Genomic DNA, 14,916 nt, shown 5'->3' with positions numbered 1-14,916 from the left:
AATCAGCAGTTGGTGTCGATCGTTCCCATGCTTCAATAGATGTAATGACAACTGCCGCAAGGAATTTCTTAAGAAAATACAACTCTATTTATGCGACTTAGCTTAACATTGGATCTGAGCTTTCTGAATCGACATTGCCACAACATCCTGTTAAAGCGGATAAATCAACCAAACATGAGATACATGAGAAAGAAGAAGTGCTATTAACTACTGATGTAAATCATAGAGGCATATGGGAGAAGCCTGTTGGACCTGGGATTTATAATCTGAACTTTTTGGCTTTAACGCCATATCTTGTTCCAACAAGTGCAGTAACTATTGATTGGGCAGCAGGAACAGAAATTAGAACTGAACATAATTGTCTTTTAGAAAAAACCGTTGGGAAAAAAAAGGTATTAAAAGAATCAGAAATCGAAACAGAGAGGGCGACAGAATTTTTTAAGTTCAGCCAGCTAATCCTCACGTCTAAAGATGGTTTTACACTTGAAGCTGATGTAAGGCTTATAATCAGAATCAGACCGCAACATGCCTCATTTATCATTGCGAGATTTGGTTCAGTACCTAATCTAATAGAACAGATAGTGCAACCATTAATAGATAGTTCTTTTAGAAACAAAGCAGGAGAGAAGAAAGCCATAGATTTTATTCAGAGCAGAACAGACATTCAGAGAGAAGCTCTTGAAAAGGCTCGTGAAGAATTTGAAAAATACTATGTTGAAGCCAAGAATTTGCTGTTAAGCTACATAAAAGTAGATGCAACTCTTTTAAAAACACAGACAGACAGAGAAATTGCAATACAGCAACAGGAGCAATTCCAACAGCAAGCTAAGGCACAGGAAGAAAATATAGTAGTTCAGGAAAAGACTGCTCGTGCTGAAAAACAAAGAGATGTTATAGCTGCAACATTATCAATACAAATTAATAAAGACAGAGCAGCCGCATTGATTGAAGAGGCTACAGGTATAAAGACAGCGACAATGCTAAAAGCTGATGGAGAAAGATACAATCAGTCTGAAATCGGAAAAGGTCTTGCAGATGCATATCAAGCACAGGCAGAAGTTGTTGGACCAGAAAGACTTGCACTAATAAAAGTTATGGAACATATTGCTTCTGGAAAAGTAAAGATTGTACCTGATCTCCTTATAACAGGTGAGAACGGAAAAGGAGGAAATCTCTTTAACACCTGGATGGCAACTATGCTTTCTTCTGAGGTAAAGAAACAACAAGTTGAGAAACTACAGGTTGAAAAACAACAGATTGAAAAACTACAGGTTGAGAAGCTACAAGTTGAGAAACTACAGGAATAGTAGATTCTTCTTTCGTATTTGTTTAGCTCACCCAACACATAACTCTTTTTTGAGTAAAATTCCTAATTCTTGAAAAATATCCTTTCCCTGTAGTCTCCATGTAGCAAACATGAATGCAATGTACTGATAATTCTGGGCACCTTTTTGTGACCTGAACATACCAATTATCTTTCGCATAATCACATGTTCTCTCATAGCCTGCTCACCGAGATTATTAGTCGGCTCCATTCCAGGAAAAAGTACACAAGTATGCAGTTTGAACTGGCATTCAATATATGTGAGGAGGTATTAAAGAAAAAGCCAGAGAAAATAATCTCAAAAATCATGAAATTACAAAAAATTCTCATCAATAATAAAGATGCCGCTTGTCATCTAATGGCTGATGTAATAGAGGTGCCAATAGAAATAGAGCCAATTATTGAGGAATTGAAGGATGAAGACTACAATGTTCGAAGGAATGCAGCAGAGGAGCTTGGAGAAACAAAAGATGCAAAAGCAGTAGGGCCGCTCATTGAGGCATTGAAGGATGAGGATAATATCTTTCTAAATATTCAATGGAAAGCGGCTGATGCCCTCTGTGAAATTGGGGGTGAGAGGGTCATCGAGCTTCTTGTTCAGGGTTTAAAGGATGAAAACAAGGGTGTTCGAGAGGGAGCGGCATATGCTCTTGGAAAGATAAAAGACTGCAAGAAGTATAAGAAGGGCAAATTGTATCTAATTTTGCGATCTTCCGCGCCTGAATGTAAATACAAAATTTCAATAAACTGATAGGCATTCAAAATCAGCGAGCATCCTCTCGATGCCTTTCGGATTTCAGAGGCTGACTTGCAATTAGTATCAAAAAGAGTTCATTCGGAACCAAGGATATAAGCCCATACATGACGCTTTTTTGGAGAAACCGATTTGTTACACAATTTCCATAACAAAATCCCATTTGTTACGGTTTCCGGGTAACAATTATTATATACAAATAATATACTATAAACTTTAATCAAATACAAGTAAATACGGGGCGATATTATATTAACGCTTTAGATGATGATTTCCAAGAGGTTTTACCAAAAAGTAAAAAAGACATTATCATTTGGATTATTGTAACGATTTTACTTTTATATGGTTCAATTGAATGGGGACTTGAGAAGTCAGTTTTTATTTTTGGTGCACTTGCTCTGATTCTACTTGCTATTTTAATTTCAGGCTTCAAAAGTTTGATAGACACAGTAGCTATTTCATCAAAAGGAATTAGGTACTCTACAATCTTAAAAAAAATAGATTGTGATTGGAAGGATATTTTCAGAATTGAAATGGTAACTCATAAAAGTAGATCAGAACAAACGGGTCTGGTTGTTTCATCAACTATTGAGTACATTATTTTCACATCAAAAGGAGATTTTTCTCTTAAGGAAGGTAGTAACTGGGGTTGGGACGCCATGATTTTAAGAGAAATAGTCTATGATAAAATTATATCCCATGCTCCAGATGCCAAAATAATCCAAAGAGAAGAAGAGAGCATTTTACATGATACCGGCGGAAAGTAATGATAGTGAGGTTTTGGATAACTTGTCAAGCTCATCAAAATCTACGGGCTTTCATTGCCTTCAAATTAGCCACCATATATTTGAGCTCATGGAAAATGCATGCATGAACATTAAAAATTTAGGAAGAGATTAATCAAAAGGAAGCTATGGATATTGTAGATAATAAAAATACTAATAAAAAATGCTTAGATTATATAGTAATTAGCTCGGTCTCCATGACAGAGAGAGCCGGAGGATTGCGCGGACAAAAATAAAGAGGGATGTGTGATTACGATGCCAAGAAAGATCAAAGAAAATGTAGAAATAGAGGCTTTTCTCCAAAAACTAAAAAACGTAGAGTGGGATAAGAGATATTCATTAACTAAAGCTCTTGCACAACTTAGAGAACGAGCTGTCGAACCATTAATACAGATTTTGAAAGATGAAAATAAAGATATCCGAATGAGGGCTGCATGGGCTCTTGGATATATAATGGATGAGAGAGCAGTAAAACCTCTAAGCCAAGCCTTGAAGGATGAAAATTTAGATGTTCGAAATGAGGCAAAATGGAGCCTTACGAAACTTGGTGGAAAACCCCCTTCCAAAATAATGTTCAAAAAATTGGTTATTATAACTGCAGCTGAACGGAAAACTGAGCTAGCTGATGAATTTTTAAAATCATGGGGAATAGAAGGCAGGATTTATGATCTGCTCTTGTCTGCGAGGGGAAGTCATTACTATACAAGAAAATTTCCTGGATATGGTCATAGGTTGATAAAGTTAGTTTATGACAATGTAAATATGATATATAAGAAACAGGTAGCATATGAACCTGTGGATGCAAATGCACTGACCATTTCTGAAAAATCTATTTTTGTTGCAACTTCAAAAGCTATTCTTCATTTAAATACCAATCTGGAAAAGGTAGATGAGATCAACATTGATACGCTATTTGAAGATAAGCATCATTTATTACTATCTAATAAAAAGAAATATTTGGGCTCCTGGGTGTTGATAGATTCATTGGCATCGTCTGATAAGGCAGTTTTTATATCAACATATGGTAATTTTATAGCTTTGGATAAAAGTTTTAAAAAACTCAGCAGCGTCCAATTGTATGATGCACATGATGTGTTGATTTATAAAAATACAGCATATTTACTTGATGATATTGTTTCTCCTTTTTATGTATATAGAGTAGATATTGAAAATCCAGAGAATATCCAGATAACTGAACGTATTTCAATCAAAGGTCCCAATCAGCATCTGTCTGATCAGTGGATAAATCCTGAACTTAACCAGTGGTTGATAGTCCAGACATGTGATACCAGCGGTGGCTGCTATCAAAATGTTTTTACTTATCCATTGATGGGTAACAAAAAAGAATGGTATTTGTTCAGCTGGGATAATGTTCCGGGAAATGAAATTCATAGGCTCCGTAATTATCTGAAGGATGCATTCAATATTGATCTGGCGGATGATGCAGAAATAGTTAAAACCGATGATAACAGAATGATCCGCATTGTTGCCTCAACAGAATTTTCTTGCTCCACGGAACCAGTCGAAATAACAATTACACTTGAAAACAATAAACATGCTCTTCTCAAAATCGATGTTTTCGACGAAACTCAGGGTCTGCAGGTAATAGAGGAAAATGGGAAACTTAATATATACAAAGAATACGTTAACCGGGAAATCTGGTTTCCTTATGATTCAATAATAAAAAATGAGCAGAACTTATTGGACTCTGTACGTGGATTTGGAAAAAATGGGAAACCGGGAATAAAGATGATTTATTAATTGATGCTGTGACTCAATTTTCACGAATTTGGTCTCTCTTAAAAAAGGGTGAACTCCTTATCGATGCTGTGACTCAATCTTCGCCAGCCTGGGCAGTTGTGATGTTTGAGGGCATAAGATGTTTAGCTAAAATCGATACAAAAAGCGATAGGGTTCAATTCTCAAACTTCCTTGATCTGGAATTAAGAGAAAAAAAATTGGGAGAGAAGGTAATTATCAAACGATCTAAAAAATTTTTATATATTCTTGCTGGAAAATCTTTGAGAATAATCAAAATAGGAAAACAGCCAAAAATAATATTGTCTCAGGAATTGGATGAACCTGCTGTGGATTTTGAATTATTGGACAAAACAGGTGGATAAGTAGAGACTACTGTATATGAAAATGCTGGAAAGTGATAATAATAGAATCAAGAAATAATATTACTGCTCCGACCCTTCGGTCATTTTTAGGCAAGCCCTATCTACCGATTCGCTGGCTCAACATGAAAACTGAAAACCTTTCCAACCCTTGTGCGTTTCGAGTACTCACGCTTTATTCTAATATTCTTCACATTCTCCAGCATATCGATTGATAGATTGCAGTTCTTCCCTATTGCTCTTAATTCATCCAGCATGGTCTCAAGAACTTTCTCTTTATTTACACCCGCGATATTCGGGCTAATCAGAAGATTCAGTTCAGTAAATCCATCTCCTTCCACTTCAACTATCTGGTAATCCGTAACTGATCCCCCAAACCGCCGAGGCAGTATCTCCTCCACTATTCTGAGTAGACCGTTATTAAGCATACTCATCCTTATTCCGGTCATTTTCTCAAAGCTGCGTATCGTGTGGATATGCTCCAGCAGACCGAGTTTTTCAAGTCTGCACCCGCAGCTTCTTTTTTCAATTACCCCGAAATCTCCCATTTCAACGTTCAGGAGCGTTTTGGGTCCATCAGGCAAAAATGACGTGAGAAGGAAGGCATCTACTGTGAGATTGGAAAACTTTACCTCCTCTCTTTTCTGTATCACTGCAATATGACCGTCAAGCAAATGGCTGTCGTCGATCTCTCCTGGATTTGAACACGTCAAACTTATCGGACCCGATTCAGTTGAAATGTAGAATCCAACCCCCTTTGCTCCGACAGATTCCATTTCTTTCTTTTTCAAATCAGTGAATGGCTCACCCCCCAGCAGGAACCATGTACCTGCAATTCTTAATCCCTTTTCCTTTGCAGCCCTGCATGCCTTCAGCGCAGAACTTGGATAGGTAATTACATAGCAACCGCCATGCTTCTCTATAATCTCTGATAGATATTTAGCAACCTTTATTGAATCCTCAAAATCAATATACTCCGGTCTTGGAAGATGGACGCCGCGCATATTAGTGGTTGCAGCAATCGATTCTATCATGAGCCAGTATTTGAAAGATGAAAACCAGTTGCTTTTCTTCTGGATTGCCCTATTGATAGGATAGAACCACTTCAAAGGCGGTTTACCGAGCTTTGAAATCTCAAGCGTAACAGACAGCCCGAGACCATCCGGGAACCATACAACACAGGGATAATCTAATATATCAAATGCATCGAGAAGAATTTTACGCAGGACTGATTTCTCTCTTATATAGTCAAAATTGAAAAATACCGGCGTACCTTGGCTTCTTGTTCCACCTGTGGCACCCCTGATACCGGCTGCAGAGGTTATATTATTAAAATCCTCTTCTCTGAAGCTGAATGTATGACCGTTCCTTTTACAAACACTTCTTCCTTTGAACTCATCTATCGTTAGATATACACCCCTTTCTGCCAGTTCTTTAAGAGTGCCTTCAATACCTCTATCTGCCACAAACGATTCGATATCTTTGAATTCCAGCCCTGTAGTTTTCATGAGCTTGAGATAAGGGCTGTCCTCTTTTTCATAGATTTTTTCCTTGATGAATTCAAGGAACATTTCATCTCTTTTCTTTAACCGCTGAGCAATTATCCCCATGCTCTCTTCAAGAGTTATCTTTTCCCCCAAAAACCTGTAGAGATCCGAATAAAAACGAAATAACTCAGAAATATCATTAAACATTGACATTCTCCCGACCTCTAACTCTACTCGATCTCATTTTGCGTTGCTTCCTCCCAGGGGATAAAAATCTTCTCTATTTTCTTCAGCACCATGGTGAATAAAAGTCCTAATAGACTGCAGATTAAGATGCCGATATAAATCTTATCTGTTTCAAGCGTTTCCCAGGCATACCATATCATGGCTCCTATACCATTATTTGCAGTTATGAATTCTGCTGCCACAACCATCAATAGCGACCCTCCCAGCGCTAATCGCACCCCACTGAAAACCATAGGTAAACTTCCTGGCAGAATGATCCTGGTAAAAGTTTTCACTCTTCTGGCGCCGTAATTCTCTGCAACTTCAAAATAGGTTTTATTTATGTTTCTTACGCCAGCCATCGAATTTATCAAGACCAGGAAGAAGCACCCTAATGCTATGAGAACTATCTTCGAAAGCTCGCCTACGCCAAATATCAATAGAAAAAGAGGAAATATTGCAATTTTTGGAATCGGATATGTTGCAGCGATCACTGGATCTGTGAAAACCCGCACTTTTCTTGACCATCCCATAATTAATCCTAAAACGATTCCGGGGATGGTGCCTAAAATAAAACCCCAAAAAATCCTTACCAGGCTGGCATAAACGTTCCCCTGCAGTTCCCCGCTTCTCACCATCTCTATTAGAGTTTTGAATATCATAGACGGAGGAGGGAAAAAAAGAGGTTTAAGGTACCCAAGTCTTATAACAAATTCCCATAAAATTAGTAAAATAATAAGAGGAAGTGCAGTGAAAATGAGTTTCACCAGGTTATTTAGGCGTGTATTTTTCATTACTCTAACACCATACTTCTAAGGACTTCTTCTTTAATAGTCTCCCATATTTTCATTCGGAGTCTTGCAAATTCTCTGGTGTTAGTAATTTCGAAATCTCTCGGTCTACTCAGGTTGATTTCCATTTCTTCTTTTATCTTACCCGGTGCACTTGTCAGGATTATCACGCGGTCAGCCAGCATAATTGCTTCTTCTATATCATGAGTAACAAAGATCACAGATCGCCGGTGTTCCTTCCATATTCTCAGGAGCTCTCCTTGCAGGATGAGCCTTGTCTGGGCATCAAGAGAACAAAAGGGCTCATCCATAAGTAATACATCGGGATTGTTGGCGAATGCGCGGGCGATCCCAACTCTCTGTTTCATGCCAACCGAGAGTTCGTGTGGATACTTCTTGATGCAATTGCCTAAACCAACTTTTTTAATAAATTCCATCGAAATTTCATACCTCTCTTTCTTAGGGAATCCATGCATCTCTAGACCGAATGCAACATTGTCGATTACATTCATCCAAGGGAATATCCCGTATTCCTGGAATACAATTGTATTAAGTGGACCGGCTGACTCTTCTCCCGAATAAACTACCTTTCCAGAAGTAGGCTTCAATAAGCCTGCAACGATCTTTAAAAGAGTGGTTTTCCCGCAGCCGCTTGGTCCTAATACACAGAGGAACTCTTTTTCCCTTAGCTCAAAACTGATTCCTCTCAGAGCTTCAACCGGGCTATTTCTGCTACTGAAAGTCTTCGAAACGCTGCGACATAAGACTCTCATATAATCGATCCATTATCGGGTTTAAGTACATGATTGGCATCCTCTACAAAACTCATATCCAGGATCTGATCATCTGAGACTTTCACATCTATGTATTTATTTTCAAACAGCCAATCTTGATATTGCATGATCGGCTCTTTTTCTATATACCCGTCCCGCCTGATAGCTCCCCAGCAGGATCCTTCAAGTATCTCTGTACCAAATTGAGTATAGTTCTTAAGGATTTCCATATTCCTTGGGATTTTGCCTTCATTATGCTGTTTTACCCCTTTAAGATAGGCGATCATGAATTTTTTGCCAAGTTCAGGATTTTTCTCAAGCAAATTAGGGCCAAATGCTATTGGGTATCCAGAAAAATTTGGAATAATCTCACCTGAAAGTAACAGGATTTCAGCTTTTTCCATTTTTAACACCTGATAAAGGTAAGGTTCCGTCATGACTGCTGCATCGATTGCATTATTCTCAAAAGCTGCCACAATTTCAGGGAAACCCATGTCTACCGATTCTACATCTTTTGATGTAAGATTTGCCTTGTCTAATGCTTTTATTAATAAATAATTCGGTCTTGTAGCAACGGCAATTTTCTTACCTTTCAACTGCTCGATAGTTGTAAGACTTCCATTATCATATAGGTCTTTTCTGACTGCCAGAGCATTGAAGTCGCATTGGCCACCAGTCGAGCCTTTATCTGCCACGATTTTAATATTTGCCCCTTTGGCAATGGCATTAAACAGAGCTGGGTTGATGGTCGTGCTGCTTACATCTACATCACCCTGGATTAGCGAGGGAATTGCTTGCTGCGCGGATTGGAATTTTAGTAATTCTATTTTTATTCCCTGTTCGGCGAAATAGCCTTCATCCTTGGCAATGAAGATTGGTCCAAAAGAAGTTATTGGGATATACGCGACCTTTAAAGTTAACAGTTCTTCCTTTTTCTGCTCGATACACCCGGCGAAAAATATAGCACCTGCAAGCAGAACAAGCATCATAATTGGTACTATTTTCATTTATTATCATACTCTTTGATCGAAATCCACAGATTGTTATTCAGAGTCATTTATTTATTGAAAGTAGGTATAAAAGCTTATTACGCTTAAAATGGAACTTATCTTTTCCCAAAAGATTTTCCTCATTCTAACTGATTTCGGAAAGTCCAACGACCTCTGATATCGCTTCGCTCAAATCTGGGCATCTCCGACTATGCTCATGTCCTTCATTCGAACCGGCCACTGTCTGAGAACTTTCTGTAGAGGAAGACTGTCACCAAGGCTGCAGGACTTTCCTCTTAAAGGATGTCTGAATATTCCTCCTCAAGTGTTGGAGATTTGAATACAAGCTAAACGCCTTATCATTAAATGTTACATGACTGTATAGTTGCAAATGCTACTTTTCGATTCGTAATAGAAACTGAATTGTTTATTCCTCCACGGAAAACATCTCTTAATCACGTTTCTAAAGCTAAAACATCAAAATCACATTCTCCCGGCGTTATCTTTCAAAGTAAGGGGGAGATTAATCATGAAAGACACGCTGGTAGTTTTTATGACAGAGCGGAGGTGTAGGGATGCACAATACCGTATTGATAGAGCGTTCTCAGGAATATTGGGGCTATGTGGAGAAAAAAGAGGCAATAAAGAAAATGAGGTGAGTGGGAAATGAAAGTAGCAATATATGCAAGGGTTTCGACCTAAAAGCAAGAATTAGAGCAAACAATTGAAAGCCAGCTTGCACATCTAAAGGAGGACGTTTCTAACAGGGGTTTCGAACTCAATGAAAAGCACGTATACATTGACGAAGGCTATAGCGGTGCAAAATTGGAGCGTCCTGGCCTGGATGCACTAAGGGACGGTGCAGCAGATGGGGAGTTTCAAAAGGTTATAATCTATTCCCCAGATAGACTGGCAAGGAGTTACGCATATCAGGTCATTGTAATCGAGGAATTGAATAAGTATGGATGTGACGTTATTTTTTTACAAAGACCTATCAGTCTTCGTGAATTTTATTGACATAAGTCATCACATAAACAAGAGTATTTTTGCCGCTTAAATATAAATGCGTTTGTTTGCAGCTCATGCCATATATTTTTCTATTCCTATCTGATTTCTGAGAACGTAGTACTTCGAAGGCGTAGCTCCTGTGGATTATGCCCCATAGAATGGGTACTGTCAAGTTATCGTTTGTTAATTTTATAATATTAAGTAAATCGTATTTAGTTGCCTTCTTGATTATAGCGCTTCACTTTTGGCAAACGCAGACTTGACAGAACCCAAAAACATAAGTTTAATGATTAATGATATTAGTAATAGTGTTTCATGAGTCCGAAGGAAATCATGAATACAAGCGAAGCGCCAAATGCTATCGGCCCTTACTCACAAGCTATCAAGGTAAATAAAATGGTCTATCTATCAGGTCAGATCGCAATCGACCCTAAGACTCAGCAGTTCATTGATGGTGATGTAGAGACCCAGACAAAAAGAGTTCTTGATAACCTGAAAGCTGTTATTGAAGCATCGGGGAGCAGCCTTGAAAGTGTTGTCAAGACAACTATTTATCTTACAGATATTAATGATTTTTCAAAAGTAAACGAGATTTATGCATCTTATTTTTATTTGAGCAAGCCTGCCCGCTCTACTGTATGTGTTGCAAAGCTTCCAAAAAACGCAAAGATAGAGATCGATGCGATTGCAGAGATTATTTGAAATGGGAATATAGCATATCGTCGTGATGCCTCTCACCTGTTTCACGTAAAGCCATGCAGGTAACAACAGAGTTAAAAAACGAAAGAAGTGTTTTGTTAACCTTTGCATGTGAGGCTTTCAGGCGGGAGACTACATGAGTACCAAGCCGTTTTAAGTTCATAGCTGTATGCTTGAAAGACGAACTCAGAGGCAAAACTCACTAATTTTGAGGTCATTCAAAAAATAAAAATGCAAACAAGAACTTTTGATCGGACAACCAAAATGGTTTCGACTTAACACGCTTTTGAAATGCAATCTTTCATCCACCAGACTCAATTGCAGGAATATTTCACTTTCAACTTACAGGTTCACACTTTAAAACTTATGGGTTCATCATTTCAATTTCTAGATTCGGTTCTAATTATCCTCTATTACTCAGATACTTCATAATCCTTCAATATAGTTCCAACATTTTCACACGATCTACCACACCAGATATCTCCATAAAACAAGAGGGTGGCAGCCTGGCAACGGCCCAATAATAAAGTACCTTATGGCGATCTGCTCTAAAAACGCCTTTTTTAAAAAATAAACCGGATTAAACTGGTCGTTTTCCTCCATACTGCTTTGCTTCTCAATTCTCCCCTCTTTATATACTCCTATTGATTACGTAACGGAATAATCCAATTCTTTTACGAAGAAAGCAGACGGCCGCTCTTGCTTCTCCTGCTTTTTCCCTGTCTTAATTAAATCGCTTGTTCCAGATTCGTTTCTCCAAGTAGTGCTTTTATCTTCTCCTCAAGTTGAGCGCCTCGCGGGATTACGATTTCATCCGTCCCTATTGCCTGCGCCACTTCCCTGACGCTCTGAGTATTGCCTACAAAAAGCAGACGACCGTATTTGCTTTCGCTGCTTTTCCTTTTCTCGGTCAGTATCTTTGGATCATTATACCCCGGGGTCTGGTACTCAAAAGCCACTGGTCCATCTGGAAGCCATGCCACTACATCTGCATCATCATAGTGGTTAACTTCTACTTTGATATTCCTTTTGATAAAACAAGCTGCGATCTGAACGACGCTCAAAAAATGCTCTTTGCTCTGATTCAATATAAGCCCGTTGTTGAGTTTTCCCTTGTCTATGTATGCAAAGACCTTTCCTGTCCCAATTACCCGCTGTGCCCATTCCACCAATCTCTCTGTCCTGAGCACCGATGTATCGCCATTTATCCAGTCAGACATGATTACGCCCTGCTCTTTCGCAAAAGACTCAAGATCAGGGTGAATAAAGGTATAAGCAACCTGCCGCTTCTGTTTCCCGAACAGGATCTGGGCCTCAAGATCGGACGCCACCCTTTGCATATGATATGTCGTTGCATACGGGTATCCCACGGATACTGCACACATGCCTGGCCTTGAGCAGGATAATAAAAAGTGCGCATCGTTATTAGATAGCTTGAAAAATCTCACCACATCGTCAATACTCTTTCCGATGTTCAGCCCGTATACCTCTGAGATGAAGATGTTCGCCCTCAGCTCAGGACCGATGCTGGAGAGATCGGACAGCTGCTGAGACCCTATTATTATCCTGACTCCATAACTTCCAGCCTGCTTTAGCATTCTTGAGAACTCGTCCTGCAGTCTGGCATTCTTCAGGAACACGCCTGCTTCATCGACCATGATCGTGGTCTTTCTCTTTGAATTTATGTTGAACCTCAGTGCGAGGATGGCTGTGAGAAGATAATTCATAGCCTCCTGGGTATCTATGGGAATGGCAGACAGGTCTATCACGGTATATTGCCTTGTCAGGTCTACGTTAGTAGGGTTTGAAAGCCACCTCAGTGTATCCCTGAGAGATGAAGTTCTGCTGTACACTGCTTCGATAGTTGCATCTGATTTGTATTTCTTTTTATCCCTCTCCCAGATATCATACAGATCAAGGAATGTCGGCTGCTTTTCCTGTCTCCAGGTTTTCCTATCTTCAGGGACAATTCCGAACTTTGCATAGAGCTCGACGAGCGTTTCGCCTATGTACGTCATCTGCTTGTGAGTCCTGTCCCCGCCTGTCAGCAGGTTCAGGAAAAACTTCACGGTATTTACGTGCTCATAGAACTTTGAGATGGGATCAAAAGGAACGTTCTCATTAAAGATAATCTCAAGAGGATTGATGTTATAACACGTCCTGCCGTCAGGCTGCCTTCCAAGATTGATGATCTGGCTGACATCGCTGAAATATTCTGCCACTGCAAGATAATTTGTGGTCGAGTCAGGCTTATTCGTTATGTAGATGGCGTCGTCCCCGTTCAGGATGGTCCTTATCCCTGTTATTGCCATGGCTGTGGTCTTGCCTGACCTTGTCGGGCCGATCATCAGCGTGTGGCTTGCTCCAAGCTTATCGAGGTCAATTATTATCTCCTGGTTCGTGTGGATATCATTCCCGAAATAAACTCCACGGGACGAAACAATATTGTTGGGGCCGTTGACCAAAGGTGTGATTCTCGATATCCCCGAAGTCGGAAGCCAGACTGAGATCTTCTCGTCATAGTAGGGGAGGAACTGGGTGCACTGGATGGTCTCCAGGATCCTGCCGTTGGGCACTCGGTTCATGATATTGTTTGCGCTCAGGATAGCCCGCACCTTGGATATTCCTGCAAGCAGCGACGTGTACGAGGGAGAAAAGACAGTGACAATGAAGTTTATGTCGAACATGCTCTCCTTCCCGTCCTTGATCTGGGCATACAGGGCTCTCAGGTCCTCCTGGTCAAGCCCCATATCGAAGCGTGCTGTCTGATTGTTCTGGAGCGATTCCTCATTCCCTTTGATGGTATTCATCGCTCTCTTTATCTCAACAAGCGCTTTCGGAGAATCTATCGGATATATACTCTGGTCTATCCTGATCACATGTTCTTCGCTTGCAGACAGCCTGTATATCTGAGTCAGTATTTCCGGCGAAAGCGTTGGAGGGAAACCGCTTACCCCTCCAACGGGTATTCCCACAATTATGCAGGAAATGTACTCAGTATTGTTGACAAGAAGATGGTCTTTGTTCTCTATGATCGAGCCCTGCATTATCTGGCGCAGTGTGTTCTTCCAAATCGCCTTCTCTCCGTAGAGCGCAGGAGTCCTGTTGGATTGCACCTGATGTCTTGTATTGTCGTTTGCAAAGATATTGTAGATCTTATCTCGCTGTGTTATTACCGCTGATACGGTGTGGGCTGCCTGCAACCTGTTCAGCACTCCAGGCAGCAGAGTCATCATCAGGGTCTCTATTTCCTCTGGATTAGATACAACTCCAATGAATATCTTCACGTCCCAGTTCGTGGTCTTAGGCGTCCTGGAAGATAGATCGTGCAGGGAATAAAGCAGGGCCTTTTCGTTATGGGACCTTGGTTGATTCACTTGCTCCATCACCATTCTTTCCACAGGATTCAGGTAAGGTATCTGGGAGCTTGCACGAACCTTCAATAGAGTCCTGGGCTGTATTGAGTTCAGGAACCCGCTCACTCTGGTTATGTTCAGAGCCAGTTCCTCATCATCAAGCCAGCGCGTATCGCATCCCAGGATCACTCCGAACCTGTTGTCCCCGAAATCTATCACTCCGGTTTTCGATATGTTCTTTATATTGAATCTGTACAGCTCAGAGACCTGTTTATCCGGACTTGAGATGCTCGAATATCTGTCCAGCCCTTTTAACTTTCTGAGCTTATGAGCGAAAATTATCTTTGATTCTACCAGCACCTCATGGGTTCTTGCATATTTGTAATAGAGTCCCCATATTACTGACAGCACGACAAAATTCAGTAAAAGACCTGACGTTCCTTCTCCGGCTCCAATTATTATTGCAGTCAGGACAGCGCACACCAGCATTACCTTTACCTGGTCCCAGGATAACTCCAGGGGCCCAAGCTGAAGCTTCTCGACAATATATCTCGGCGGCAGAGGAACGATTATTTTATGGGATTGTTTGCCATCCATTTTAATAC

14 protein-coding genes and 1 pseudogene are annotated in these 14,916 nt (G+C 40.1%); 8 read left to right on the top strand and 7 right to left on the bottom strand.

The annotated features are described in order from the left end of the window. Positions 1-134 precede the first annotated feature (134 nt). A complete protein-coding gene (locus MNV_RS03690) occupies positions 135-1,307 on the top strand; it encodes an SPFH domain-containing protein (RefSeq protein ID WP_179293785.1) in 1,173 nt (390 codons plus the stop codon). A 27-nt stretch (positions 1,308-1,334) separates the two neighbouring features. On the opposite strand, the pseudogene MNV_RS18920 reads toward MNV_RS03690, so the two are convergent. Beyond that, positions 1,335-1,559: pseudogene (locus tag MNV_RS18920) on the bottom strand (IS66-like element ISArch19 family transposase); the annotation flags it as partial. On the opposite strand from MNV_RS18920, the gene MNV_RS03685 reads away from it, so the two are divergent. The 4 genes from MNV_RS03685 to MNV_RS03670 all read left to right on the top strand — a co-directional run bounded on the left by MNV_RS03685 (position 1,491) and on the right by MNV_RS03670 (position 4,986). Beyond that, entirely contained in the window at positions 1,491-2,075 is a 585-nt protein-coding gene (locus MNV_RS03685) for a HEAT repeat domain-containing protein (RefSeq protein ID WP_096204028.1), read from the top strand. The pseudogene MNV_RS18920 and the gene MNV_RS03685 sit on opposite strands and share 69 nt — an antisense overlap. Before the next feature lie 440 nt (positions 2,076-2,515). Then, positions 2,516-2,845, top strand: coding sequence for a hypothetical protein (locus MNV_RS03680; RefSeq protein WP_096204027.1), 330 nt, complete (start codon positions 2,516-2,518; stop codon positions 2,843-2,845). A gap of 273 nt (positions 2,846-3,118) precedes the next feature. Further along, complete coding sequence (locus MNV_RS03675; protein WP_096204026.1) at positions 3,119-4,624, top strand: HEAT repeat domain-containing protein; 1,506 nt, start codon at positions 3,119-3,121, stop codon at positions 4,622-4,624. Between the two features lie 101 nt (positions 4,625-4,725). Further along, positions 4,726-4,986: a hypothetical protein gene (locus MNV_RS03670; protein ID WP_143311614.1), complete on the top strand. Its 261-nt coding sequence runs from the start codon at positions 4,726-4,728 to the stop codon at positions 4,984-4,986. 101 nt (positions 4,987-5,087) lie between these two features. Here the strand turns inward: MNV_RS03670 and MNV_RS03665 are convergent, their stop codons facing one another. The 4 genes from MNV_RS03665 to MNV_RS03650 form a co-directional block, all read right to left on the bottom strand. Beyond that, positions 5,088-6,677 (bottom strand): phenylacetate--CoA ligase family protein, encoded by a 1,590-nt coding sequence (locus tag MNV_RS03665; RefSeq protein ID WP_143311613.1) that lies wholly within the window; start codon positions 6,675-6,677, stop codon positions 5,088-5,090. A gap of 23 nt (positions 6,678-6,700) precedes the next feature. Further along, positions 6,701-7,357: an ABC transporter permease gene (locus MNV_RS03660; protein WP_179293783.1), complete on the bottom strand. Its 657-nt coding sequence runs from the start codon at positions 7,355-7,357 to the stop codon at positions 6,701-6,703. A 131-nt stretch (positions 7,358-7,488) separates the two neighbouring features. Next, positions 7,489-8,259 carry an ABC transporter ATP-binding protein gene (locus tag MNV_RS03655; RefSeq protein ID WP_096204022.1) on the bottom strand — a complete coding sequence of 257 codons (771 nt, stop codon included), beginning with the start codon at positions 8,257-8,259 and terminating at the stop codon, positions 7,489-7,491. Next, positions 8,256-9,266: an ABC transporter substrate-binding protein gene (locus MNV_RS03650; protein WP_096204021.1), complete on the bottom strand. Its 1,011-nt coding sequence runs from the start codon at positions 9,264-9,266 to the stop codon at positions 8,256-8,258. Before MNV_RS03650 ends, MNV_RS03655 begins: the two co-directional genes overlap by 4 nt. A gap of 511 nt (positions 9,267-9,777) precedes the next feature. Between MNV_RS03650 and MNV_RS19325 the strand changes: the two genes are divergently transcribed. From MNV_RS19325 to MNV_RS03635, 3 genes are all read left to right on the top strand, one after another. Continuing rightward, positions 9,778-9,918 carry a hypothetical protein gene (locus MNV_RS19325; RefSeq protein ID WP_179293782.1) on the top strand — a complete coding sequence of 47 codons (141 nt, stop codon included), beginning with the start codon at positions 9,778-9,780 and terminating at the stop codon, positions 9,916-9,918. A 53-nt stretch (positions 9,919-9,971) separates the two neighbouring features. Continuing rightward, complete coding sequence (locus MNV_RS21130; protein WP_096204019.1) at positions 9,972-10,265, top strand: recombinase family protein; 294 nt, start codon at positions 9,972-9,974, stop codon at positions 10,263-10,265. Positions 10,266-10,571: 306 nt separating this feature from the next. Next, a complete protein-coding gene (locus MNV_RS03635; protein ID WP_096204018.1) occupies positions 10,572-10,958 on the top strand; it encodes a RidA family protein in 387 nt (128 codons plus the stop codon). A 462-nt stretch (positions 10,959-11,420) separates the two neighbouring features. Here the strand turns inward: MNV_RS03635 and MNV_RS19320 are convergent, their stop codons facing one another. Beyond that, on the bottom strand, positions 11,421-11,558 hold the full coding sequence (locus tag MNV_RS19320; protein ID WP_179293781.1) for a hypothetical protein: 138 nt from the start codon (positions 11,556-11,558) through the stop codon (positions 11,421-11,423). A 125-nt stretch (positions 11,559-11,683) separates the two neighbouring features. Continuing rightward, positions 11,684-14,908 carry a hypothetical protein gene (locus MNV_RS03630; RefSeq protein WP_096204017.1) on the bottom strand — a complete coding sequence of 1,075 codons (3,225 nt, stop codon included), beginning with the start codon at positions 14,906-14,908 and terminating at the stop codon, positions 11,684-11,686. Positions 14,909-14,916: the final 8 nt, after the last annotated feature.

The organism is Candidatus Methanoperedens nitratireducens (genome assembly GCF_900196725.1).
Lineage (GTDB): Archaea > Halobacteriota > Methanosarcinia > Methanosarcinales > Methanoperedenaceae > Methanoperedens > Methanoperedens nitroreducens_A.
This window is presented reverse-complemented; position numbering and strand designations above follow the sequence as displayed.

What these genes read in the sequence shown, in the direction of transcription:
- MNV_RS03685 (WP_096204028.1), top strand. Translation starts at nt 1,491, where the DNA reads ATGTTCTCTCATAGCCTGCTCACCGAGATTATTAGTCGGCTCCATTCC.
- MNV_RS19320 (WP_179293781.1), bottom strand. Translation starts at nt 11,558, where the DNA reads ATGGAGGAAAACGACCAGTTTAATCCGGTTTATTTTTTAAAAAAGGCG.
- MNV_RS03630 (WP_096204017.1), bottom strand. Translation starts at nt 14,908, where the DNA reads ATGGATGGCAAACAATCCCATAAAATAATCGTTCCTCTGCCGCCGAGA.
- MNV_RS03675 (WP_096204026.1), top strand. Translation starts at nt 3,119, where the DNA reads ATGCCAAGAAAGATCAAAGAAAATGTAGAAATAGAGGCTTTTCTCCAA.
- MNV_RS19325 (WP_179293782.1), top strand. Translation starts at nt 9,778, where the DNA reads ATGAAAGACACGCTGGTAGTTTTTATGACAGAGCGGAGGTGTAGGGAT.
- MNV_RS03635 (WP_096204018.1), top strand. Translation starts at nt 10,572, where the DNA reads ATGAGTCCGAAGGAAATCATGAATACAAGCGAAGCGCCAAATGCTATC.
- MNV_RS03665 (WP_143311613.1), bottom strand. Translation starts at nt 6,677, where the DNA reads ATGTTTAATGATATTTCTGAGTTATTTCGTTTTTATTCGGATCTCTAC.
- MNV_RS03655 (WP_096204022.1), bottom strand. Translation starts at nt 8,259, where the DNA reads ATGAGAGTCTTATGTCGCAGCGTTTCGAAGACTTTCAGTAGCAGAAAT.
- MNV_RS03650 (WP_096204021.1), bottom strand. Translation starts at nt 9,266, where the DNA reads ATGAAAATAGTACCAATTATGATGCTTGTTCTGCTTGCAGGTGCTATA.
- MNV_RS03660 (WP_179293783.1), bottom strand. Translation starts at nt 7,357, where the DNA reads ATGATATTCAAAACTCTAATAGAGATGGTGAGAAGCGGGGAACTGCAG.
- MNV_RS03670 (WP_143311614.1), top strand. Translation starts at nt 4,726, where the DNA reads ATGTTTGAGGGCATAAGATGTTTAGCTAAAATCGATACAAAAAGCGAT.